The following is a 24446-nucleotide window of genomic DNA, read 5'->3' on the forward strand; positions in this document are numbered from 1 at the left end:
TAAGTAAGGTGCGTTGAATGATATGCAGAAAACAAATGCAGTACCAGTAACTATATTATGTATAGCACCCATACTCATCTTATTTACAATTATACTTTCGATTTTGTATGGGGCAAAAAGTATTGACGCTGAAACAGTGTGGAACGCATTATTTCATTTTGATTCAAGCGATGTAAATCATAATATTATTATTACTTCACGTTTACCAAGGGTAGTTGCAGCTCTTTTAGTCGGAGCATTTCTAGCCATATCAGGAGCACTTATGCAGGGGATGACAAGAAACTATCTTGCATCCCCTTCTATTATGGGTGTGACGGATGGCGCTGCCTTTGTTATTACACTTAGCATGATTTTTCTTCCGGGAATGTCATCAATTGGTATGGTTGTATGTTCAATGATTGGTTCTGCACTAGGAGCCGGTATCGTGTTTGGTTTTGGTTCGCTCCTTCAAAATGGCTTATCACCAGTTAGGTTAGCGATTATAGGAACAGTTATTGGAACATTTTTAAGTAGTGTATCGGCTGCAATGGCTTCGTATTTCCAAATTTCTCAAAATGTTAGTTTTTGGTTTAATGCAAAGTTAGATCAAGTAGATCCTAATATCATTAAAATCACGATACCGTTTGGGATAATTGGAATAATTTTAGCATTGTTAATATCAAAATCTATTACCATTCTTTCATTAGGCGAAGAGGTTTCTATTAATTTAGGGCAACGTACAAAACTAGTTAAAGCGATGGCAATTTTATCGGTAATTTTCTTAACAGGAACAGCAGTTGCTTTAGTGGGGAAAGTTGGTTTTGTAGGTTTAATTATTCCGCACATTACGCGCTTTATAATTGGGGTAGATTATAAGTGGATTTTGCCATGTGCAGGTGTTATTGGTGGCGTTTTCTTAGCGTTATGTGACGTTTTGAGTAGATTTGTAAACTATCCATTTGAAACACCTATTGGAGTCGTTACCTCTTTAATTGGAATTCCTTTCTTCCTTTATTTAATCCGTACTAGAGGAGGAGAGAGACATGCTTAAAAGTTCAAGTCAACGTTTCGGAATGACGATGGGGATTATTATATTTTTAATACTATGTGCTATTTATATTAGTTTAACAAATGGTACGTTCGACATTACGATTACAGATGTATTTAAAACACTGTTTAGAATTGATCCAGTACCAGAACATGATTTAGTTATTTTTGAGTTTCGCCTTCCGCGCATCGTAATTGCTGGATTAGTAGGATTAGGCCTTGGTGTTGCGGGTGCCGTTATTCAAGGGATTACGAGAAATGGGTTGGCGGACCCAGGTATTTTAGGCGTAAATGCCGGAGCAGGAACAGCGATTGTCATTTTTATGTTTTTCTTTCAAGGGCAATTAAAAAGCACAGACTGGGTTTCTATTATGATGATGCCAATGTTTGGTTTAGTAGGCGGATTAGGTGCAGCTATCATCATTTATCTGTTTTCTTGGAAAAACGGTAAATTAGATTCGCAGCGACTTTTATTAACAGGGATTGCAATTGGATCAGGATTTGGAGCCTTTTCTATGTACTTATCACTCAAAATGAAGTCAACTGATTTTGAAATGGCCGCAGTGTGGGTGTCTGGAAGCATATATAGTGCAAACTGGAAGTATATTGTGGCTATGTTACCATGGCTTATTATCTTAATTCCGCTTATACAAAAGAAAGCTTATTTATTAGATTTATTTCAATTGGAAGAAACGAGTATTACAAGTTTAGGTGTTTCAGTAGAAAGAGAGAAATCGATTTTACTATTAAGTAGTATCGGGCTTGTGAGCGCATGTGTTGCTGTTTCAGGGAGTATCGGTTTTATTGGCTTAATGGCACCGCATATAGCGAAAAGGCTTGTCGGTATTCAACATAAGTATATAATTCCTACGTGCGGCGTAATCGGAATGTTTCTTGTAATTGCTTCAGACTTTATTGCGAAAACAGTTTTTACACCTGTAGAGCTACCAGTGGGAATCGTTATTTCTATTGTCGGTGTACCGTATTTCTTATATTTACTTTATAAGGCGAAAGCGTAAGAGGAGGAATAAAAGTGAGTATTTTAAGTGCAAAAAATTTAGAAACAAGTTATGAAAAGCTTACAGTGTTTCGCGATTTAAATGTGGAAATACAAGAAGGAAAAGTAACGACAATTATAGGTCCAAACGGTTGCGGTAAATCGACATTGTTAAAAACAATGGGAAGAATTTTAAAACAAAAAAGCGGTAAAGTATATTTGCAAGGACAGGATTTACATACAATTCCAACGAAAGAAATTGCGAAGCAGTTAGCTTTACTCCCGCAAACTCCAATTGCACCAGGTGAGCTTAAAGTGGAAGAATTAATTTCTTATGGACGCTATCCACATCGAAATAACGTAAATAAGTTAACGACAAAAGATAAAGAAATGATTGATTGGGCATTAGATATAACGAAAACTTCTGAATTTCGAACGAGACAAATTGCAAATTTATCAGGTGGTCAAAGACAAAAGGTATGGCTAGCGATGGCATTAGCACAAGAGACAGAAGTGTTGCTATTAGATGAGCCAACTACATACCTTGATATGTCTCATCAATTAGATGTATTACAAATTGTGGAGAAGTTAAATAAAGAACATAATTGTACGGTTGTTATGGTATTACATGATATTAACCATGCATCAAGGTTTTCAGATGAAATTATTGCAATGAAGGAAGGCGAAATTGTTACAATTGGTAGCCCAGAAGAAATCATTACAAATGAAGTGTTAAAAGAAGTATTTCATATTGATGCGCGTGTCATGATTGATCCGTATAACGGGGCTCCTGTTTGTTTCGGTTATGATAGCGTTGTATCTCAAGAAGAAAAAATCGAAATATATGTAACAAGTTAAAAAGGGGGGGATAGGGTGAATACTACAGTTGAAAAACAGCAGATTATAACATCTAATACAGAGCAGTGGAAAATGTATTCAAAATTAGAAGGTAAGGAATATCAAATTCATATTTCAAAGCCGAGGCAACCAGCACCGGATTCAGGATATCCCGTTATTTACGTATTAGATGGCAATGCCTTTTTTCAAACATTTCATGAAGCAGTTAAAATACAATCAGTAAGAGCGGAAAAAACTGGTGTTTCACCAGCTGTTATAGTTGGAGTGGGTTATCCGATTGAAGGCGCATTTTCAGGGGAAGAAAGGTGCTATGATTTTACGCCTAGCGTAATTTCAAAAGATGCCCCTTTAAAACCAGACGGTAAACCGTGGCCTAAAACAGGAGGAGCACATAATTTCTTTACTTTTATTGAAGAAGAACTGAAACCACAAATTGAAAAGAATTTTGAGATTGATAAAAGTAAGCAAACGTTATTTGGACATTCTTTAGGTGGACTATTTGCTTTGCATATACTATTTACAAACTTAAACGCTTTTCAAAATTATTTTATTAGTAGTCCATCTATATGGTGGAATAATAAATCCGTTCTTGAAAAAGAAGAGAACCTTATACATGAATTAAACAATGCTAAGTTTGAAACAGGAGTGTTCCTTACAGTTGGATCACTTGAACGAGAGCATATGGTTGTAGGTGCAAATGAATTATCAGAGCGCCTTCTCCAAGTAAACCACGATAAACTTAAATTTAAGTTTTATGAAGCTGAAGGGGAGAATCATGCATCTGTTGTGCCGACGTCTTTAAGTAAAGGATTGAGGTTTATTAGTTACGTATAGGAAAAAAGGTTATGGATGAAACATTCCATAACCTTTTTTAATGTGTAGAATTGTCCTTTTCGAAAGTTTTGTTTCAACTTTTCGTCTAAAGAGACAAAAAGTTGTCACAAAACGGTCACAATTAGCATAAACATAAAATAGACGAAATGAACTTATTTCCAAAAAGGCTTGGTTTATTCCGATCATGATTTGTAGAGCTGAAAAAGTATGGATGAAAAGTTCACTATATTCCCAAGGAGGTAGATCGTATGAAAACTATTCTTGCTATCGCTGGACTTATTTGGGTTCTATCACATGGCATTCCAATTTATGAAGGAGAACAAATTCGCAGTGCTCTAAATAAAAATTTTAATGAATATCATATCATTGATCGGCAAGATAATGTTGTGACAGTTCGAGTAAATGACTGTTTTCATACGGTAACCGTTGAAGGAACTTCAGTAGTGAATGATACAAAAGTATGTGATCAGCAATAATTATATATGGAAAGAAAAAATTCTCGGGTTAAATATCTGAAAATTTAAATTAAAATATTATAGACGAAGAATAAGCGGGGGCGGGTAATCCCCGCTTATTCTTGTTTCACTTTATTGAATTTTGATGAGAGATATAATGATTTTTTGACAAAAAGGAAAGGGTATACTGAAAATTGAGATTAAGAAGCTAATGCGTTGTTAAGAATAATCATAAAGTGTAAATATACTCTTATGGGGTATCATGCGTAGATATTTAATGCTATAATTGGTATACTCATAAAAAACAATTGTTTTATTGGATGAAGAGAAACTTTAAGAAGGTGATAATATGGATCATAAAGAGCATGAAGCAGTAACACATAGATCAGAAAAAGAAAAAGAACAGATTATAAATAGATTAAAGAGAATTGAAGGACAGGTCCGCGGTATTCAAAACATGATTGAAAATGATCGTTATTGCGTAGATATTTTAGTGCAAATTTCAGCGATTAATGCAGCGATGAAAAAAGTAGGAATGGGCGTTCTCAAAAATCATACGAGTCATTGTGTTTCAGGAGCTATTAAAAATGGAAATGGTGACGAAGCAATTGAAGAATTAATGACAGTATTTGAACGTTTTTCAAAAGCGTAAAAACAAGCTAGTATTTAACTGGCTTGTTTTTTTGTTTACCCTCATATTGGATTTGGGTGTATTGTAGTGAAAAAGTGTGTGTAAAATAAACTTTTAGAAAATAATTGAAAAATCATGATACAAAACCATTGATTACCTTAGGGGGGTATGGTAAGATGTAATTGTGATTAACAAACAATGAATAAACAAGAGGAGGATTTTAAATGGAACAGTTAACATTACAGGTTGAAGGTATGTCTTGTGGACATTGTGTAAATGCTATCGAAAGCAGTGTGAAAGAGCTAAACGGTGTTGAACAAGTGAAGGTTCAATTAGCAGAAGGAACTGTTGAAGTTACTATCGACTCGTCTGCTGTAACATTAAAAGATATCGTTGCTGTAATCGAAGATCAAGGATACGATGTTCAATAATTATTTTTAGATATGGAAATAAATCGTACTTTAAATGAAGTACGATTTATTTTGCTAATCATTATACCTCATAAGGGTATATAGAGGTGAGAGACATGAATGAAAAAAAAGAGGCCAATCTTCAAATATCAGGAATGACATGTGCGGCATGTGCAAATAGAATTGAAAAAGGTCTAAAAAAAGTAGAAGGTGTTCATGAGGCAAATGTAAATTTTGCGCTTGAAAAAACAAAAATAATGTACGATCCAACTAAAACAAATCCGCAACAATTTAAAGAAAAAGTTGAATCATTAGGATATGGAATTGTAAGTGATAAAGCTGAATTTACTGTTTCAGGAATGACATGTGCAGCATGTGCAAATAGAGTTGAAAAGCGTTTAAATAAGTTAGATGGTGTGAACAAGGCGACAGTAAATTTTGCTTTAGAATCAGCCACAGTAGACTTTAACCCTGATGAAGTTAATGTAAATGAAATGAAGAGCGCGATTACGAAGCTAGGATATAAATTAGAAGTGAAACCAGATGATCAAGATGCATCAACTGATCATCGATTACAAGAAATTGAAAGACAAAAGAAGAAGTTTATTATTTCGTTTATTTTATCTTTCCCATTATTGTGGGCAATGGTTAGTCATTTCTCATTTACGTCATTTATTTATTTACCGGATATGTTAATGAACCCTTGGGTGCAACTAGCACTTGCAACTCCTGTTCAATTTATCATTGGTGGACAGTTTTATGTTGGGGCTTATAAAGCGTTACGCAATAAAAGTGCTAATATGGATGTTCTCGTGGCGCTTGGAACGTCGGCCGCGTACTTCTATAGTGTATATTTAAGTATTCAATCTATTGGTTCTTCGGAACATATGACAGATTTATATTTTGAAACGAGTGCGGTACTTATTACATTAATTATTTTAGGTAAATTATTTGAAGCGAAAGCAAAAGGGCGCTCATCAGAAGCAATTAAAAAATTGATGGGTTTACAAGCGAAGACAGCTACAGTTGTGCGAGATGGAACAGAAATAAAAATTTTGATTGAAGAAGTAGTAGCTGGTGATATCGTCTATGTAAAGCCTGGTGAAAAAATACCAGTAGATGGTGAGATTGTAGAAGGAAAGTCAGCAATTGATGAATCGATGTTAACGGGTGAAAGTATTCCTGTTGATAAGTCAATTGGGGATGTAGTAATAGGTTCGACAATAAATAAAAATGGATTTTTAAAAGTGAAAGCAACTAAGGTAGGAAGAGATACTGCATTAGCTCAAATTATTAAAGTAGTAGAAGAGGCACAAGGTTCAAAAGCTCCTATTCAAAGGGTAGCAGATCAAATTTCAGGTATTTTCGTACCGGTTGTAGTTGTGATTGCGATTATCACATTTGCAGTATGGATGATATTTGTTACACCTGGTGATTTTGGCGGAGCACTTGAGAAAATGATAGCAGTACTTGTTATTGCTTGTCCATGTGCATTAGGTCTTGCAACGCCTACATCTATTATGGCAGGATCAGGAAGATCGGCTGAGTATGGTATTTTATTTAAAGGTGGAGAGCATTTAGAAGCAACGCACCGATTAGATACGGTTATTCTAGATAAAACGGGTACAGTGACAAATGGGAAGCCAGTATTAACAGATGTAATTGTAGCAGATGGATTCAATGAAAATGAACTGCTTAGATTAGTAGGGGCAGCAGAAAGAAATTCTGAACATCCGCTTGCAGAAGCGATTGTAGAAGGAATTAAAGAAAAGAAAATTGATATCCAAAGTTCAGAAACGTTTGAAGCGATTCCGGGATTTGGTATCGAATCAGTTGTAGAAGGAAAACACTTATTAATTGGTACACGTCGATTAATGAAGAAATTCAATATTGATATTGAAGAAGTTTCTAAATCAATGGAAGCGCTAGAACGAGAAGGAAAAACAGCAATGCTTATTGCAATCGATAAAGAATATGCTGGTATAGTTGCCGTTGCAGATACTGTGAAAGATACTTCAAAAGCAGCTATCGCAAGACTGAAAAAAATGGGTCTAGACGTTGTGATGATTACAGGAGATAATACACAAACTGCTCAGGCAATTGCAAAGCAAGTTGGTATTGATCACGTAATTGCAGAAGTATTGCCAGAAGGAAAAGCAGAAGAAGTGAAAAAACTGCAAGCAAATGGTAAGAAAGTAGCGATGGTTGGAGACGGGATAAATGATGCTCCTGCTCTTGCTACAGCGAACATTGGTATGGCAATTGGAACGGGAACGGATGTAGCGATGGAAGCAGCGGATATAACGTTAATCCGCGGTGACTTAAATAGTATTGCTGATGCGATATTTATGAGTAAAATGACGATAAGAAATATTAAACAAAATTTATTCTGGGCATTAGCTTATAACGCGTTAGGAATTCCAATTGCGGCATTAGGTTTCTTAGCCCCTTGGGTTGCTGGAGCAGCGATGGCATTTAGTTCTGTATCCGTTGTATTAAATGCATTACGATTACAAAGAGTTAAATTAAAACCTTAAAAAGCTACATTAAGTAATTGAATAGAATTAAAAAACAATACTTGAATAAGTATTGTTTTTTTGTTCGTATAGAAATTAAAACGATATAATAAAGCAGAAATATAGAATCGTATGTAGTAGAAAAGTTAAGAGGTAGTTTGGTAAGGAGACTTATATATGTTAAAAGATATTATAATTAGAACATTCCAGAAAAAAGATTTAGATCAAGTATTACAATTGTTCTATGAAACAGTTCATACGGTTAATGCAAAAGATTATAATGAGTTACAGCTACAGGCGTGGGCACCGGAGCGACTAGATAGAGAAAATTGGTTACAGTCTTTAGAAAAGAATATTAGCTATGTAGCGGATCATAAAGGTATGATTGTGGGGTTTGGGGATTATAACAATGATCGTTACGTAGATCGTTTATTTACGCATAAAGATTATCAAGGGAAAAGAGTCGCTTCATACATACTACAGAAGTTAGAAAAAGAAGCAGTGAACTTGGGACATAGGGAGATATATACAGAGGCGAGCATTACCGCAAAACCTTTTTTTGAAAGTAAAGATTTTATTTGCATAAAAGAACAAAAGAAACAGCATAATGGTCAGATTTTTATTAATTATGTTATGAAAAAATATCCTTCTCATAAATGAGAAGGATATTTTTTCATTATTTTACAGCTTCTTTTAGTTCTTTACCAGCTTTGAAAGCAGGTACTTTAGAAGCTGCGATTTGCATTTCTTCACCAGTTTGTGGGTTACGGCCTGTACGAGCAGCTCTTTCGCGAACTTCGAATGTACCGAATCCGATAAGTTGTACTTTTTCACCAGCAGCTAAAGTGTTAGTGATTGATTCTACTACAGTTTGTACAACTACAGTAGCTTCTTTTTGAGAAATCTCAGCATTTTGTGCTACGTTTTTAATTAATTCTGTTTTGTTCATGTTTTTCACCTCATATGTAAATAATGCTATTTAAGTTGTTATTATAACGTATAAAACATTCGAGAACAAGTGTACGTACATATATTCGCAAAAAAAATGAAATTTGTAATATTTTTAGGGTTCTTTATAGACATTCTATTTAAGCCGACAGAGATTTGTTCTTCATTTCAGTCTTCTCTTGATAAGAAGATAGTTTCTTATTATAAGATATGAAGTAAGGTAGTGCTACAAATAACATACCTCCTACTAAATTTCCAAAGAAAACAAAAATAAAGTTTGGAAAATATTCAGCCCAAGTGAAATGACCGGCAAAAATTGCGGCTGGGATGACAAACATATTTGCTACAACGTGTTGAAATCCAATTGCAACAAAAGTCATAACTGGGAACCAAATACCGATAATCTTTCCGATAAATTCTTTACTTCCCATACTGAGCCAAACAGCTAAACAAACGAGCCAATTACATCCGATTGCAGAAATAAATGCTTGCAATGGTGTATCTTGTAGTTTCGCTTGAGCGATAGAAATAGTTTTCGCTAAAAAAGCTCCTTCAGTTAAGCCAACGATATGGCCGAAAAAGTAGGCTACAAATACAGCCCCTATGAAATTGCTAAACGTAACAATAACTAAATTTCGTATGAAATGAAATAAAGTAATTTTCTTTTGAAGCCAAGCCATAGAAACTGTCATCATGTTACCAGTTACTAGTTCACCGCCTGCAAGAATAACGAGAATAAGACCGATAGGGAATACAGCAGCGCCTAGAAAACTAGTAAATGATCCCCAATATTTTGGCATTGTTCCAATAACATGAATATCGAGTAAATACCCTAATGCGATAAAAGCACCGCCAAAAAAACCGAGAATTAGCATAGGGAGTAATGATAAATGAGCTTTTTTCCTTCCGGAATTCGCAGCAAGTTCCGTAATTTCTTCTGGTGTAAATACAGACATGAATAACCCCTCCGTAATAAAATGATGGAATGAATAGAAAAAGATTCGAAAATATATGTATTATAAAAATATGGTATGACTTCTGTATAAAATTGTCAAAGTGAATAGGGAGGAAATTACATATTAATAACATTGTTCATGTTGTCACATTAATGTAACAATAAGGATTTAAAGTGTTTCTAGAGGTGAAAACATGAATACGAATCATGTAAAAAAAGAACGAAAAAAATCAATCGTAAAGATATTTATTATTAGTTTTATAAGTATATTAATGATACTAGTAAGTTTGTATTATTATGCGACAGAAATAGAACGAAAACTAGTAACAGTTACATGGAATGAAATAGAAGCTTCTGCAATTCCTAAAGAATTTAATAATAAAAAAATATTACAGTTTTCAGATGTACATTTAGGGCCAGAGTTTACATTGAAGCAACTTGAACATTTGGTGGAGAAGATGAATGAATTACATCCAGATATAGTAGTTTTTACCGGAGATTTAATAGATAAATTTGGTTCTTATAGTGCAGAAAGAGAGGGAGCGAAGGCTATTTTGCAGAAAATTTATGCTCCCTTAGGGAAATATGCTGTGTTTGGGAATCATGATAGGGGCGGGGGCGGTAGTTTATTTTACAAAAAATATATGGAGGAAGCTGGTTTTTCTGTATTAGTAAATGAAGTGCAGAAAATTAAAGTGGAAAACGGCAAATATATTACAATATCAGGTTTGGATGATTTTCTATTAGGGAAGCCGAAAATAGATTCAACTTTAAAAAACTTGAAACAAAATGATTTCAACATGTTATTAGTACATGAGCCGGATGTTGTAACCAAAATAAATCGTTACCCAGTTGATCTTCAACTGTCAGGACATAGTCACGGAGGACAAGTCCAAATCCCTTTTGTAGGTCCGTTAATTACTACCAAACTAGCTGAGAGTTATGTTGAAGGCATGTATGAAGTGGAGGGGAAGAGTAAGCAGTTATATTTATATGTAAATCGTGGTATTGGGACTACTAGGATGCCTGTTAGATTTTGTAGTGTACCTGAACTTTCAGTTTTTGTGTTGAAGCAAAAGAGTGACTAGAATATTTAACAATATGATTCGGAGGAACGTGCGATGTTGGGCGATGGAAAACAGTTTCTTAAAACTTTAGATGTGACAAAGTAATTTTCATAAATAAAAAACAACAATAGGACCTATAAAGGGTCCTATTGTTGTTTTTATCCTGCATTGATTGCCCATAAATGTCCGGTTGATGGGGGCTAATTATAGTTTTACTTTGTTATTTTTGCAAGGAAAGACCATCAAAATATGTTCTATAGTTATTTGAGAATTCGAAGTTGTTTTTTGCATCCCAATTAATAGACCAAGACATTAGGCCGCGGAATGCAGGATAGCCACTCTGGTTAGAAAGTTTATACTTTCCTCCGAACGGAACTCCTTTAATGATATAATTTAAAGCTTTTTTCATTTCAGTTGGCGAAATGTATCCACCACTTGGAGCTGCCGCTGGTGCTGCTGGAAGCCCAATCATGACTTGATCTGAACGAAGAGCTGGGAAAATGTTATTTGCATTACCACCTACAGGAAAACCATGTAAGAGCATATCTGCCATAGCGACCTCGTAGTCTGCAGTACCTTGATTGTAGTTATTACCGTCCATTCCAATCCCGCTACCAGCGTTGTAGTGTTGAACATGAATGTATGTTAGTTTATCTTTCACTCCGTAAATAATTGGTAAATATGCACCCCATATGCTTCCATATGCGCTATAACCGCCTTGAACATAAGCTGTTTCAGGAGCCATGCTTAATAGAAAATCTGGACCATAATGATCTGAGATTGTTCGAATAGCTGATATAAGATTTACGATTTGGGGAGTAGTTGGATTTTTGAAATTAGTATCATTTCCGTTTAAGTAAATACCTGATTCAAGGTCAATATCTATTCCATCAAAACCGTATTTATCGATTAGAGACTGTATGGAATTAATAAAACGATCCTTAGCGGCATTGTCAGGAAGTAAAACGACTCCATTTTGTCCACCTATTGAAAGAACTACTTTCTTTCCTTTACTTTTTAAATAAGAAATATCTGATTTGAAGTCTGCATCTGTACCATACACAGGAGAAAATTCAACAGTGGAACGATCACCACCAGTTTCACCAAAAGATACATTGATTACATCCCATTTTGGTGAAACGTCTTTTAATTTAATAATGCCAGTACCGTTATCAAAGTTATGCCAATATCCAACGAGTAATTTTGAACCTAAATTGTTTGCTGCTTGTGCTTGGAAAGGGGATAGCGGTAGAAGTAAGAACATTACTAAAATGCAACAAAAAAATTTGAACTTGTTTAACATATCAACACTCCTATACAAAAAGTTGTCTAGATGTATAATCTTGTTTATTTAATAATATCTGAAAATTCTTTCTTTTGTAAGGGGACTATAATTTTCTCAACAATTGTGTATGGGAAAGTATTAAACCTAATGTAATAATTTTTGAAGAAGGTTGAATTGTAATCGTTAAATTCAGAATATTTTGATATATTTTAACGTATAGAACAAAATCTTTCGCACAGTACTCTTACATAAGTTTCAAAATTTAGTTTGGAAGGGGATGTACAAGATTTGGATAAAAATCTAAAGAAAGACCTCAAAATACGCCACATTACAATGATTTCAATTGGCGGCGTAATAGGGGCTGGTTTGTTTGTTGGAAGTGGTGCAGTTGTACATTCGGCAGGACCAGGTTCTATCGTTTCATATGCATTAGCAGGACTTCTAGTCATTTTCGTCATGAGAATGCTAGGAGAAATGGCAGCTGTTAATCCGACAAGTGGTTCATTTGCAACGTATGCAAGAGAAGCGATTGGTCCTTGGGCGGGTTATACAATAGGCTGGTTATACTGGTTTTTTTGGGTAATTGTTATTGCAATAGAAGCCACAGCAGGTGCTGGTATTATCCAATATTGGATTCCACAAATACCGCTTTGGTTATTAAGTTTAATATTAACAATTTTATTAACGCTGACGAACGTTTTTTCGGTGAAATCATTTGGAGAGTTTGAATATTGGTTTTCTTTTATTAAAGTAATAAGTATTGTTTTGTTCCTTTGTCTAGGTCTTGCTGTTATTTTAGGATTTGTTCCAGGAACAGAAGCACCCGGCACTTCGAATTTAATTGGACAAGGTGGATTTATGCCAAACGGTATAAGTTCGGTCCTGCTTGGAATTACTGTTGTTATATTTTCATTTATGGGATCAGAGATTGTAGCAGTAGCCGCAGGTGAATCTGCAGAACCTGTAAAAGCAGTAAAAACAGCAACAAACAGTGTGATTTGGCGTATTCTTGTATTTTTTATTGGGTCTATAGCGGTAGTTGTTACGCTACTGCCATGGAATTCAGCAAACATATTAAAAAGTCCATTTGTAGCTGTACTTGAACATATAGGAATACCAGCGGCAGCACAAATTATGAATTTTATCGTTTTAACAGCTGTACTTTCTTGCTTAAATTCAGGCTTATATACAAATTCAAGAATGCTTTTTTCAATGGCAGAAAGAGGAGATGCTCCAAAGTCATTTTTAAAATTGAACAGTAGTGGTGTTCCCGTTCGAGCGGTTTTATTTGGAACTTTCTTCGCTTATATTGGAGTTGTGTTTAGTTACATTTCTCCAGATAAAGTCTTTTTGTTTTTAGTGAATGCATCTGGCGGGATTGCGTTACTAGTTTATCTCGTTATTGCAGTTTCGCATTTAAAGATGCGTAAAAAAATGGGGAAAGTAGAACAACAAAATTTGAAAGTGAAAATGTGGGTTTTTCCGTATGTAACGTATGTTACAATTGCTGCTATTATAGCAGTTTTAGTTGCGATGTTCGCAATTGATACTTTACGTTCACAAGCATTTTTAACAATGTTTGTTACTGTTCTTATCATACTTTCTTATTTTATTTTTAATAGAAATAAAAATATCACAGTTTTGCATCCTAAAAGTAAGAATGGGGAATCTGTTCGATTCTAATTTTCTTATTTTCGAAGAGAGTTACACCCAATCATTGCTATAAAAGAATCATATATAATCATAGAAACAGGTAATTACTATTGTCATAGTGGATATAAACTTTTTTCTTGACTTTTTATACGAAGGCGAGCAAAATGGTAAAAAAGGAAGGGGGGATGATGATGGAAGAGTACGTATTAGAGCTGTATAACCTGTTATATACGACAGAATGGCAAGATATTGTTTCGTTTCTAGGAATCGTATTTTGCATGAAAATTGTAATTGTATATATGGAAGAGCAAGGTATGTTCTATTCCTTCTCATCTCCGTTCGATGTGCAGCGCGAGCCGTTGCTAAACTATGCCAATGTGAATTACGAACAATTTCCTTTTGTAGTTTTCTTTATGATTCGATTTATTACAGCAATTGTAAGGAAAAAGGAAAGTGATGATGAAGAGTGCCATTCAACTTGTAAGGTAGCTAACGTTTTTTAAGCTAAATACAAGGAGGAGATTTATATGTGGTTTCGATTTCTTATGATTGGTTTCTTTTCATTAACAGCAATTTCATTAATGGGATATCAAGTGTCTGAAATTTTTCAAGCATATAGCGATACATTTTTTAACAAAAACTAATCGCATTGCTATTTGAATAATAAAGCGATAAAATCCTTCTTAAGAAGTTTTATTAAGAAGGATTTTTTTCTTTGTCTGGTCTTGCTGTGTCAAACTATTGTCACATTTACACTGTGAATAATATGTTAAAATAGTGAGGTTATGTATACATACTTGAAGGAAGAGGGAGTGACCATTTTGGTGGATCAATCAACAAATCAGAAAAGCTATGCTCCTATTGTGATAACGCTTTCTGTAATTGTAAATGCGATTATTTTATTTTTGTTCTTTGGACCTGTTGGCTATGAAGGAGAAGTACATTTTGATGTAACGATTTTACCAATGTTAAACGCGATTTTTAATAGCTTTACGTTCGTATTTTTATTAGCAGCGTTATTCTCTATTATTAAAAAGAATGTGAAAATGCATCGTGGTTTTATCCTTGCAGCATTTACGACAACTTTACTATTTTGTGTGTCGTATTTATCGTATCATTACTTAGCACCGGCAACACATTTTGGCGGAGAAGGATTCATTAAATATGTGTATTTCATCATTTTAATTACACATATTATCCTAGCAGCAATTATCGTACCACTTGCATTGTTTGCGCTTGTATTTGGTTTTACAAATCAATTAACACGTCACCGTAAAATTGTACGTTGGACGATGCCGATTTGGTTATATGTAAGTTTATCTGGTGTTATTGTTTACTTAATGATCTCACCTTATTACCAATAAAAAAATCTCAGCCTGTAGGCTGGGATTTTTTTATTAGGCAAATATTTTTGTGAAATGAAAAAAATATGGTATACAAAAGTATAGTTGCTTTTCATATAGAAGGGATGGTAAAGAAATATGCAAAATTTTGTATTTCGTAATCCAACGAAACTTATTTTCGGTAAAGGTCAATTAGAACAGTTAAAAACTGAAATTCCACAGTTCGGTAAAAAAGTTCTTCTCGTATACGGGGGAGGCAGCATTAAAAGAAACGGTATTTATGATAATGTAATTTCTATTTTAAAGGATATTAATGCAGAAGTATTTGAATTAACAGGTGTTGAACCGAATCCACGTGTATCAACTGTAAAGAAAGGGATTCAAATTTGTAAAGAGAATGGTGTTGAATTTATTTTAGCAGTTGGTGGAGGAAGTGTAATCGACTGTACGAAGGCAATTGCAGCTGGTAGTAAGTACGATGGAGATGTATGGGATATTGTAACGAAAAAAACATTTGCTAATGAGGCATTACCATTTGGTACTGTACTTACTCTTGCAGCAACAGGATCTGAAATGAATGCAGGCTCGGTAATTACAAACTGGGAAACGAATGAAAAGTATGGATGGGGTAGCCCGGTTACTTTCCCGCAGTTTTCGATTTTAGATCCAGTTCATACTACTTCTGTACCGAAAGATCAAACAATTTACGGTATGGTAGATATTATGTCGCACGTATTAGAACAATATTTCCATCATGGAACGAATACAGAACTACAAGATCGTTATTGTGAAGCTGTTTTAAAAACAGTAATTGAGACAGCTCCTAAGCTTTTAAGTGATTTAGAAAATTATGAGCATAGAGAAACTATTTTATATTGTGGTACTATGGCGTTAAACGGCATTTTAGCAATGGGAGTAAAAGGAGATTGGGCGACTCATAATATTGAGCATGCAGTTTCTGCTGTTCATGATATACCACACGGGGGTGGCCTTGCGATTTTATTCCCGAACTGGATGAAGCATGTTGTAGAGGGAAATGTAAGTCGTTTTAAACAGTTTGCTATTCGAGTATTCAATGTAGAAACAGATGGAAAGACTAATCGAGAAATTGCGTTAGAAGGAATTCAGGCGTTACGTCAATTTTGGACTTCAATTGAGGCGCCAGTAACATTATCTGATTACGCTATTGGAGAAAATGAAATTGATTTAATGGCGGATAAAGCGATGGCGTATGGTGAATTTGGTAACTTTAAAAAATTAAATAAAGATGATGTTTTAAGTATATATAAAGCTTCTTTATAAGTGAATTTAGAAAAGAAATCTATTTGATTGTTTGATCGAATAGGTTTCTTTTTTTGCTGTTTATAAATGTTTGTGGATGTTTTTGATTATTTTTGATTGTTTATGGTTGATTTTTGTGACCGTTTTCATTATACTGTAATCAAAGAAGAGGTGAATAAAATGTTAACTCCTGAACGTCATCAAATGATATTGCAACTTGTAAAAGAACAGAAAGTTGTAAAATTACAGCAATTAGTTGAAAGAACAGAAAGCTCTGAGTCGACAATTCGCCGTGATTTAGCACAATTGGAAAAGCAAAGGTTATTAAAAAGAGTTCATGGTGGTGCCGCTGTTTTAACAGGAAAAGGGCAAGAACCAACGATGGTCGAAAAATCATCCAAAAACATTCAAATAAAACAACAAATTGCTAAGTATGCGGCTAGCGTTATTGAACAAGCTGATTGTATTTATTTAGATGCAGGAAGTACAACATTTGAAATGATTCCATTTTTAATAAATAAAGATGTTACTGTCGTTACGAATGGACTTATGCATATTGAAGCTTTAGTTGAAAATAATATTCGTGCGTATTTACTAGGCGGAATGATGAAGAGTAGGACGAAAGCTTTAATCGGTGCTATGGCACAGGAAAGTATGCAGAAGTATCGTTTTGATAAATGTTTTTTAGGTGCAAATGGTGTACATGAACAGCTTGGCTTTACAACGCCAGATCCAGAAGAAGCGCTCTTAAAACAAATGGCATTAACATTAGCAAACGAAGGATATTTCTTAATTGATGAAAGTAAGTTTTCAGAAGTTGCGTTTGCGAAAATTGCAAATGTTGAAGATGCAAATATTATTACAAACCATTTAGAAATTGATTTAGAAAAATATAAACAACAAACCAATGTAATTGAGGCTGATAAACAATGATCTATACAGTTACTTTAAACCCATCTATTGATTATGTAGTGCAAGTTTCTTCCTTTGATTTAGGAACAATAAATCGAGCGGAAAAAGATATGAAGTTTCCTGGAGGAAAAGGAATTAATGTTTCTCGTGTTCTTCAGCGTTTAGGTGTTAAAAATATAGCACTTGGATTTACTGGTGGATTTACTGGTCAATTTATTAAAGAGGTATTACAGACGGAAGGTGTAACAACAAACTTCGTCCAAGTAGATGAAGATACTCGCATTAATGTGAAAATAAAAGGGGAAGAAGAAACAGAATTAAATGGCCAAGGTCCTATTGTAACAAAAGAGCAGTTCGAACAGTTAATGAAAAAAATTGAGAGTATGCAACCTGGAGATTGTGTTGTACTTGCTGGGAGTGTACCAGTTTCTATTCCAAGTACCTTTTACGAATCAATTGCTGCGTTTGGAGCTGAAAAAGGTATTCGTGTAGTAGTAGATGCAAGTGGAAGTGCACTGCAACATGTAATTAAAAATAAGCCATTTTTAATTAAGCCAAACCACCATGAACTTGGTGAGTTGTTTGGAGTGGAGCTTTCAACAGTAGAGGACGTTTTACCTTATGGAAGAAAATTAATTGAACAAGGTGTAAAACACGTTATCGTATCGATGGCTGGAGAGGGAGCTTTATTATTTACGGCAGAAGGTATATATGAAGCGACTGTTCCAAAAGGTGTTGTAATTAATTCAGTTGGGGCCGGGGATTCTCTTGTTGCAGGGTTTGTAGGCAAATATGAACAGACAAAAGATATTGAAAAGGCATTTCAATACGGCGTTGCAACAGGGAGTGCAACAGCATTTTCAGCTGATTTATGTAAGAAGGAAAAAGTAGAAGAATTATTGTCGCAAGTAATTGTAGCTAAGCGATAGGGGGAAGCAACATATGAAAATTACAGAACTATTAAAAAGGGATACAGTCATTATGGATTTGACAGCTTCAAATAAAGAAGCTGTCATAGATGAATTAGTTGAGAAATTAAACGGGGCAAATCGTTTAAATAGTAAAACGGAATTTAAAGAAGCTATTTTAAAGCGGGAGGCCCAAAGTACGACTGGAATAGGGGAAGGTATTGCAATACCTCATGCGAAGACAAAGGCTGTTAAACAACCATCGATTTGTTTTGGTAGAAGTGTAAGCGGTATCAATTATGAGTCGCTTGACGGACAGCCAGCACACTTATTCTTTATGATTGCTGCAAGTGAAGGAGCGAATAATACTCATTTAGAAACGTTGTCTCGTTTATCGACATTATTAATGGATGAAGGATTTCGCAAGCAACTATTAGAAGCAAAGGATGAAAGTGAGCTTCTTCAACTATTTGATGAAAAAGAGAATGAAAAAGAAGAAGAGATTGAAGTCGCAAAACCAGAAGGAAATGAACCGTACGTACTTGCTGTTACAGCTTGTCCAACTGGAATCGCTCACACATATATGGCAGCGGATAGCTTAAAAGCAAAAGCGACAGAGTTAGGAATAGCGATTAAAGTTGAAACAAACGGATCAACAGGTATTAAAAACGGTTTAACGAAAGAGGATATTGAACGTGCAACAGCTATTATTGTTGCGGCGGATAAACAAGTAGAAATGAATCGTTTTGCTGGTAAACATGTCATTCAAGTGCCAGTTGCTGATGGGATTCGAAAAACGGAAAATCTGCTTAAGCGAGCTGTCAAACAAGATGCACCAATCTTTAAAGGTGTAAAAGAGGACGGGAAATCAGAAAGTATTGAGGGAGAAAAAGGATTAGGAATTTATAAGCATTTAATGAGCGGTGTAAGTAATATGCTTCCATTCGTTGTTGGTGGCGGGATTTTAATAGCGTTAGCGTTTTCGTTTGGTGGTATAAAGGCGGAAGGTCCTTTAGCTGAATTGTTCATGTCAATTGGTGGAGGAAAAACAGGTGCGTTTTTATTCCTTGTACCAATTTTAGCTGGATTTATTGCAAGTTCTATTGCTGATCGTCCTGGTTTTATGCCTGGTGTTGTAGGTGGATTTTTAGCAGCGAATGCGAATGCTGGATTTTTAGGTGGGTTAATTGCTGGTTTCTTAGCTGGATATGTTGTTTTAGGGTTGAAAAGATTATTTTCAGGACTACCAGTACAATTAGAAGGAATTAAACCTGTATTGTTATATCCAGTCTTTGGATTATTGATTACAGGAGTTGTAATGCAAAAAGTAGTAATTCCGCCTGTAGTAGCATTAAATGAAATGTTGACAGGGTGGTTAAATGGTTTAAACGGTACGAATGCTATATTACTAGGTCTTATTTTAGGTGGTATGATGGCAATTGATATGGGGGGGCCAATTAATAAAGCGGCATTTACGTTTGGTATTGCTGCAATAGAAGCGCAGAATTTTGGAGTGCACTCAGCAGTTATGGCTGGTGGGATGGTACCACCACTTGCGATTGCATTCGCAACTACATTCTTTAAATCAAAGTTTACAGAAGCGGAACGTAAATCTGGTTTAACAAATTATATTATGGGAGCGTCGTTCATTACAGAAGGTGCGATTCCGTTTGCAGCTGCAGATCCGGTTCGAGTAATCGTAAGTTGTGTTGTTGGTTCAAGTATTGCAGGTGCGTTATCTATGTTATTCCAAATTACATTACCGGCACCGCATGGTGGATTATTTGTAATAGCGTTAGTAAATAAACCGTTACTATATATTTTCTCTATATTAATTGGAACAATTGTCTCGGCTGTTATGCTAGGTGTTTGGAAAAAGAAAGTTCAATAACAAATAAAAAGAGAGCAGTTTTTAGTAGCTGCTCTCTTTTTATTACAAAAAAATAGGTTAACAATTGAATATTGATGTTTTTTGGTAAAAGATGTAACGAATTGTGAATTTTTTGTAACAAAAAAGTAACACTGTAATTTTTTCTGGAAAAAAGTTCTTGTGCTCGTATATGAAAAATATATGAAAACCACTGGAGATTGTATGAGAAATACATTTTATTAATATGGAAATTTATGTTACAACTCGTTAATCGTATATTACGAATGCTTTGTAATTGTGTGATTTCTAAAAATTCTAAAAATCTGTTGCTATAATGAAAATACGAAAACAAAGCAAATGGAGGCTATTCATGAAAAAATTATTAGGTATAGCAACAGCAGCAGTTTTTGGTCTTGGGATTTTTGCGGGTTCTGCTAAAGCGGAAACAATTGTAACAACAGACGTATTAAATGTTAGAGAAAACCCAAATGTAGAGTCAAAGCTTGTAGGTAAAGTGTTCAGTGGGAATACACTAGATGTTATAAATACAGAAAATGGATGGACAAAAATTAAGTTGAACGGTAAGGAAGCGTTTGTAAGTGCCGATTTTACAAAGAGCACATATTATGTAACGGCGGGCGTATTAAATGTTCGTGCTGGAGCGAATACTGATTCTGAAATTTTAGGTAAACTTAATAAAAATGATGTGATTGAAACGACGAATCAAGTTCAAAATGAATGGTTACAATTCGACTACAATGGAAAAGTTGGATATGTTCACGTGCCATTTTTAACAGGAACAGCACCTGTAATCGAAAAGAAAGAGGTTGTAGCTCAAGAAGAAGCGCCAGCTAGAACAAATACGCCAGTTAAAAATAATACAGTAGTTAAGAATAAAGAGTCTGTTAAGAGTAACGATTCTATTAAGAATGTAGAATCAAGTAAACCTGTGGTAAAAGAAAAACCGGCTGCAAAACCAGTTGCAAAATCTACTGAAACAAGTGCGCCTACTGGTGGTCGTGAAATTACAGTAGAAGCGACGGCATATACAGCAGATCCGAGTGAGAATGGTTCGTATGGTGGTCGTGTATTAACTGCAATGGGGCATGATTTAACAGCAAATCCAAATATGAAAGTAATTGCTGTTGATCCGAAAGTAATTCCGCTTGGATCAAAAGTATGGGTAGAAGGATATGGAGAAGCGATTGCTGGAGACACCGGTGGTGCGATTAAAGGAAATCGTATTGATGTATTAGTCGGTTCAGATGGTAGTGCTAATAGCTGGGGGCGCAAATCTGTAAAAGTGAAAGTTATACAATAGGTTATCGATATTAATATAAAAAGCGGTTGCTTGAAACTATGTAAGCAGCCGCTTTTTATGGATTATTGAAATGGATAAATAGTTTTACCTGTAATAATTTTATATGCACTGCAAAATTGCGTTTGTATATATTCTGTATTTTTATTTTCTGGATGTAATGTTGTTTCATGGAGAGTAGAATGAAAAGCCCGTAGTAAACAATTTAGGGCGAAGTATAATTCCTCTTGTGAACAATTTTGTTCTTTTGTAGAAGTGGCTAAAATGAGGTCTTTTGTCAAAGATGAAAAATTGATGGTGGATTGTTTCATAGTTAACTCATCCTCTCGAAACTATTTTTATCATGTATATGCAGAATTGGACAAACTATGTTCTTTTTTCTGTATAATTTCATGTACCGAAATGAAAGAACTTGCAATCATGCCGTTAAAATTGGTAAGATTGGGTATAATCAATAGATGGAGTATATTACATAAAGAGAGTTGAATGATATGGGAGAAGTGCAACGTGAAAAAGTTGCTGTCATCATTGGACCAACTGCTGTTGGAAAGACGAAGTTAAGTATCGATCTTGCCAAAGCGTTGAACGGTGAAATTATTAGTGGTGATTCCATGCAGATCTATCGAACGATGGATATTGGAACCGCAAAGGTAACAAAAGCAGAGATGGACGGAATTCCACATTATATGATCGATATAAAAAATCCGGAAGATTCATTTTCTGTCGCGGAATTTCAAGAACGTGTTCGCAAGCATATTCGAGAAATTACAGAACGTGGTAAATTACCAATTATAGTTGGTGGGACCGGTCTTTATATACAATCTGTTTTATTCGATTATCAGTTTACAGATGATGCTGGTGATGTGATATACCGAGAGCAAATGGAAAAGTTAGCTTTAGAACGCGGTGTGGAATATGTACATAAAAAATTGCAAGAAGTAGATCCAGAAAGTGCGGAGCGTATTCATGCAAATAATGTACGACGTGTCATTCGGGCGTTAGAAATTTTCCACACGACGGGTGAAAAAATGAGTGAACAAATTGAGAAACAAGAAAAAGAGTTACTCTATGATGTTTCATTAATTGGCTTGACAATGGATCGAGAAATGCTATACGATCGCATTAACTTACGAGTGGATTTAATGATGGAACAAGGCCTATTAGAGGAAGTAGAAGGGCTGTATAATAGAGGGATACGAGATTGTCAATCTATTCAAGCGATTGGATATAAAGAAATCTATGATTATTTTGAGAATCGAGCCTCTTTAGAAGATGCGGTATCACAATTAAAGACGAATTCGCGTCGTTATGCAAAGCGTCAATTAACGTGGTTCCGTAATAAAATGGATGTCACGTGGTTTGATGTTACAGACGGTGAAAAAACGTCAGAAATTTTACGATACATAGAAGGAAAGTTACAAGTAAAGTCGAATAATAGTAAGTAGAGAAAAAGAGGAGGATTCGACATGAAGCAATCAATCAATATTCAAGATCAGTTTTTAAATCAACTCCGTAAAGAAAATACGTTTGTTACGCTGTACTTATTAAATGGTTTCCAGCTTCGTGGACTAATTAAAGGATTTGATAATTTTACAGTCCTGCTGGAAACAGAAGGTAAGCAACAGCTTATTTATAAACATGCAATTTCTACATTTGTACCACAAAAAAATGTTTCAATTGAATTAGAATAGTAATGAATTATTGTACATAACAAAAAAGAGCGAGTTTCTGAAGTGACCCCTAAAAGTTAGACACGGTTATTTCATTAGGCAGCTTGATAAAAGTGAGTCCGGTATTGTACCGGGCTCATTTTTAATTTTGCCTTAATCCGTTTCGTATTATAATAATCTATATATTTTTCTAATTCTATTTTAAAGTGCTCTACATTTTCAAATTCTTTTATGTAGAGGAACTCCGACTTCATAATCCCAAAGAAATTTTCTATTACTGCGTTGTCGTAACAGTTGCCTTTTCGAGACATACTCTGGACGATAGCTCTTGATTCAAGTGTCCGGACGTACTGTCTCATTTGATAATGCCATCCTTGATCCGAATGCATCAGTAGCTGGTGGGTTTCAGGTAAAGGTTCCAATGCTTTCTCTAACATGTCTGAAACAAGCGAATACGTCGGTCTAGAACCAATTGTATAGGTAATAATTTCACCATTATACAAATCTAATACAGGTGATACATACAGTTTTTCTCCAAACAATTTAAACTCTGTGATGTCCGTTACCCACTTTTGATTCGGTGCATCTGTATGAAAATTACGCTCTAAAATATTAGGTGCAATTCTACCGACTTTTCCTTTATAGGATTTATATTTCTTCATACGCACAAGACACTTTAATCCAAGCTCTTTCATAATGCGCTGAACCTTCTTGTGGTTCACTTTCTGGCCACGATTCGTTAATTCATCACGAATGCGACGGTAACCATAACGACCTTCATTTTCCTCATAAATCGCTTTAATCTCAGCTTTCAAATCAGCATCTACATCTGGACGATTTATTTTCTTTACTAAATCATAATACGTGCTTCGAGGAATAGTAGCTAGCTTCACGAGTGCCTTCACCGAATATTTATGCCTTAATTCATAGACTACTTGCGCTTTGTCTTGTTTTGTGATTTTTCCTTGTTTTGAACTAAGGCATTTAACTTTTTTAAGTACTCATTTTCCATCTCAAGCTGTTTAATGCGTGCTTCAAGTGCTTCGACTGACCCTTCAGCTAAAGGTTGTTTTACTTGTTTATTTGAATCTTTTTTCATGGATGGACGCCCCTTTTTCTTAGATTGAAGGGCATCAATTCCTTGTGTTTCGAGCTGTTTTTTCCAAACAGAAATCGTTGAAGGGGCAGGAATATTAAAGATAGCTGCCGTCTCAAATAAGGACATACCGTTTTCAATCATAAAGTTTAGTACGTCTAGTTTAAATTGTTGTGTGTAATTTGTACATCGTTTTAGAAAAGCTTCCAGACCATTCTGTTTATATTGGTTTACCCAATTCAAAATGATTGTGTCACTTATACCGAGCGATCTACCCACTTCTCGATAACTTTCATTTCCGTTCAAATAACGTAGAACGATTTGTATTTTTTCACCAGCTGTAAATTTAGCCATAGAAAAACTGCACCTCCAATTGTTAGATTGTGTCTAACAATTGGGGTGCAGTTCAGTTT

At 34.9% G+C, this 24446-nt stretch carries 25 protein-coding genes; 20 read left to right on the forward strand and 5 right to left on the reverse strand.

All coding sequences use genetic code 11. The features are described 5' to 3' along the window. The first annotated feature begins 22 nt into the window (after positions 1 to 22). From MR136_RS05085 to MR136_RS05125, 9 genes are all read left to right on the forward strand, one after another. Positions 23 to 1030 (forward strand): FecCD family ABC transporter permease, encoded by a 1008-nt coding sequence (locus MR136_RS05085; protein WP_001173042.1) that lies wholly within the window; start codon positions 23 to 25, stop codon positions 1028 to 1030. Further along, on the forward strand, positions 1023 to 2045 hold the full coding sequence (locus MR136_RS05090) for a FecCD family ABC transporter permease (protein WP_000920450.1): 1023 nt from the start codon (positions 1023 to 1025) through the stop codon (positions 2043 to 2045). The genes MR136_RS05085 and MR136_RS05090 overlap by 8 nt, the downstream gene beginning before the upstream one ends. 14 nt (positions 2046 to 2059) lie before the next feature. Further along, complete coding sequence (locus MR136_RS05095; protein ID WP_061457623.1) at positions 2060 to 2881, forward strand: ABC transporter ATP-binding protein; 822 nt, start codon at positions 2060 to 2062, stop codon at positions 2879 to 2881. Positions 2882 to 2896: 15 nt separating this feature from the next. Further along, positions 2897 to 3715: an alpha/beta hydrolase gene (locus MR136_RS05100; protein WP_031312077.1), complete on the forward strand. Its 819-nt coding sequence runs from the start codon at positions 2897 to 2899 to the stop codon at positions 3713 to 3715. A 248-nt stretch (positions 3716 to 3963) separates the two neighbouring features. Beyond that, the gene (locus tag MR136_RS05105; RefSeq protein ID WP_000849103.1) at positions 3964 to 4191 is read left to right on the forward strand and encodes a hypothetical protein; all 228 of its coding nucleotides are present in this window, start codon (positions 3964 to 3966) and stop codon (positions 4189 to 4191) included. Positions 4192 to 4519: 328 nt separating this feature from the next. Next, positions 4520 to 4822 carry a metal-sensing transcriptional repressor gene (locus tag MR136_RS05110; protein ID WP_000349637.1) on the forward strand — a complete coding sequence of 101 codons (303 nt, stop codon included), beginning with the start codon at positions 4520 to 4522 and terminating at the stop codon, positions 4820 to 4822. Between the two features lie 203 nt (positions 4823 to 5025). After that, on the forward strand, positions 5026 to 5232 hold the full coding sequence (gene copZ / locus MR136_RS05115) for a copper chaperone CopZ (RefSeq protein WP_000436973.1): 207 nt from the start codon (positions 5026 to 5028) through the stop codon (positions 5230 to 5232). A gap of 95 nt (positions 5233 to 5327) precedes the next feature. Further along, positions 5328 to 7748, forward strand: a complete 2421-nt coding sequence (locus MR136_RS05120) for a heavy metal translocating P-type ATPase (protein ID WP_001003179.1) — start codon at positions 5328 to 5330, stop codon at positions 7746 to 7748. Between the two features lie 156 nt (positions 7749 to 7904). After that, positions 7905 to 8387, forward strand: a complete 483-nt coding sequence (locus MR136_RS05125; RefSeq protein ID WP_061457622.1) for a GNAT family N-acetyltransferase — start codon at positions 7905 to 7907, stop codon at positions 8385 to 8387. A 16-nt stretch (positions 8388 to 8403) separates the two neighbouring features. Here the strand turns inward: MR136_RS05125 and MR136_RS05130 are convergent, their stop codons facing one another. Together MR136_RS05130 and MR136_RS05135 are read right to left on the reverse strand one after the other, a co-directional pair. After that, complete coding sequence (locus tag MR136_RS05130) at positions 8404 to 8676, reverse strand: HU family DNA-binding protein (RefSeq protein WP_001043904.1); 273 nt, start codon at positions 8674 to 8676, stop codon at positions 8404 to 8406. 139 nt (positions 8677 to 8815) lie between these two features. Then, complete coding sequence (locus tag MR136_RS05135) at positions 8816 to 9631, reverse strand: formate/nitrite transporter family protein (RefSeq protein WP_000110545.1); 816 nt, start codon at positions 9629 to 9631, stop codon at positions 8816 to 8818. A gap of 193 nt (positions 9632 to 9824) precedes the next feature. Between MR136_RS05135 and MR136_RS05140 the strand changes: the two genes are divergently transcribed. After that, positions 9825 to 10718, forward strand: coding sequence for a metallophosphoesterase (locus MR136_RS05140; RefSeq protein WP_001095336.1), 894 nt, complete (start codon positions 9825 to 9827; stop codon positions 10716 to 10718). Between the two features lie 199 nt (positions 10719 to 10917). Here the strand turns inward: MR136_RS05140 and MR136_RS05145 are convergent, their stop codons facing one another. Next, positions 10918 to 12000: a chitinase gene (locus MR136_RS05145; protein ID WP_000932436.1), complete on the reverse strand. Its 1083-nt coding sequence runs from the start codon at positions 11998 to 12000 to the stop codon at positions 10918 to 10920. Positions 12001 to 12270: 270 nt separating this feature from the next. Here MR136_RS05145 and gabP point away from each other — a divergent pair, with 270 nt between their 5' ends. The 8 genes from gabP to entD all read left to right on the forward strand — a co-directional run bounded on the left by gabP (position 12271) and on the right by entD (position 21270). Further along, entirely contained in the window at positions 12271 to 13665 is a 1395-nt protein-coding gene (gene gabP, locus MR136_RS05150; RefSeq protein WP_017672889.1) for a GABA permease, read from the forward strand. A 134-nt stretch (positions 13666 to 13799) separates the two neighbouring features. Continuing rightward, positions 13800 to 14138 carry a hypothetical protein gene (locus tag MR136_RS05155; protein WP_121868051.1) on the forward strand — a complete coding sequence of 113 codons (339 nt, stop codon included), beginning with the start codon at positions 13800 to 13802 and terminating at the stop codon, positions 14136 to 14138. Positions 14139 to 14456: 318 nt separating this feature from the next. After that, on the forward strand, positions 14457 to 14999 hold the full coding sequence (locus tag MR136_RS05160; protein WP_000228315.1) for a DUF420 domain-containing protein: 543 nt from the start codon (positions 14457 to 14459) through the stop codon (positions 14997 to 14999). Positions 15000 to 15116: 117 nt separating this feature from the next. Beyond that, on the forward strand, positions 15117 to 16280 hold the full coding sequence (locus MR136_RS05165; RefSeq protein ID WP_242259267.1) for an iron-containing alcohol dehydrogenase: 1164 nt from the start codon (positions 15117 to 15119) through the stop codon (positions 16278 to 16280). Positions 16281 to 16439: 159 nt separating this feature from the next. Further along, positions 16440 to 17192, forward strand: a complete 753-nt coding sequence (locus MR136_RS05170) for a DeoR/GlpR family DNA-binding transcription regulator (protein ID WP_242259268.1) — start codon at positions 16440 to 16442, stop codon at positions 17190 to 17192. Beyond that, positions 17189 to 18100 (forward strand): 1-phosphofructokinase, encoded by a 912-nt coding sequence (gene pfkB, locus MR136_RS05175; RefSeq protein ID WP_000640859.1) that lies wholly within the window; start codon positions 17189 to 17191, stop codon positions 18098 to 18100. Before MR136_RS05170 ends, pfkB begins: the two co-directional genes overlap by 4 nt. 13 nt (positions 18101 to 18113) lie before the next feature. After that, a complete protein-coding gene (locus tag MR136_RS05180) occupies positions 18114 to 19970 on the forward strand; it encodes a PTS fructose transporter subunit IIABC (protein ID WP_000704605.1) in 1857 nt (618 codons plus the stop codon). A gap of 349 nt (positions 19971 to 20319) precedes the next feature. Beyond that, positions 20320 to 21270: a cell wall-binding protein EntD gene (gene entD, locus MR136_RS05185; protein WP_000734610.1), complete on the forward strand. Its 951-nt coding sequence runs from the start codon at positions 20320 to 20322 to the stop codon at positions 21268 to 21270. Between the two features lie 62 nt (positions 21271 to 21332). Here entD and MR136_RS05190 read toward each other — a convergent pair whose 3' ends face one another. Continuing rightward, positions 21333 to 21578: a hypothetical protein gene (locus tag MR136_RS05190; protein ID WP_000814429.1), complete on the reverse strand. Its 246-nt coding sequence runs from the start codon at positions 21576 to 21578 to the stop codon at positions 21333 to 21335. A gap of 180 nt (positions 21579 to 21758) precedes the next feature. Between MR136_RS05190 and miaA the strand changes: the two genes are divergently transcribed. Both miaA and hfq read left to right on the forward strand, forming a co-directional pair. Next, positions 21759 to 22712 (forward strand): tRNA (adenosine(37)-N6)-dimethylallyltransferase MiaA, encoded by a 954-nt coding sequence (gene miaA, locus MR136_RS05195; protein ID WP_000504929.1) that lies wholly within the window; start codon positions 21759 to 21761, stop codon positions 22710 to 22712. Positions 22713 to 22733: 21 nt separating this feature from the next. Then, positions 22734 to 22958, forward strand: a complete 225-nt coding sequence (gene hfq, locus MR136_RS05200) for an RNA chaperone Hfq (protein WP_000813896.1) — start codon at positions 22734 to 22736, stop codon at positions 22956 to 22958. A gap of 74 nt (positions 22959 to 23032) precedes the next feature. Here the strand turns inward: hfq and MR136_RS05205 are convergent. After that, positions 23033 to 24387, reverse strand: a protein-coding gene (locus tag MR136_RS05205; protein ID WP_242259269.1) for an IS3 family transposase whose coding sequence is annotated in 2 segments (ribosomal slippage) — positions 23033 to 23934 and positions 23934 to 24387 — 1356 coding nt in all. Because the reading frame shifts where the segments join, the coding sequence is not laid out codon by codon here. Positions 24388 to 24446: the final 59 nt, after the last annotated feature.

The sequence above is a fragment of the Bacillus cereus group sp. BfR-BA-01311 genome, assembly GCF_022664295.1.
GTDB classification, from domain to species: Bacteria; Bacillota; Bacilli; order Bacillales; family Bacillaceae_G; genus Bacillus_A; species Bacillus_A cereus.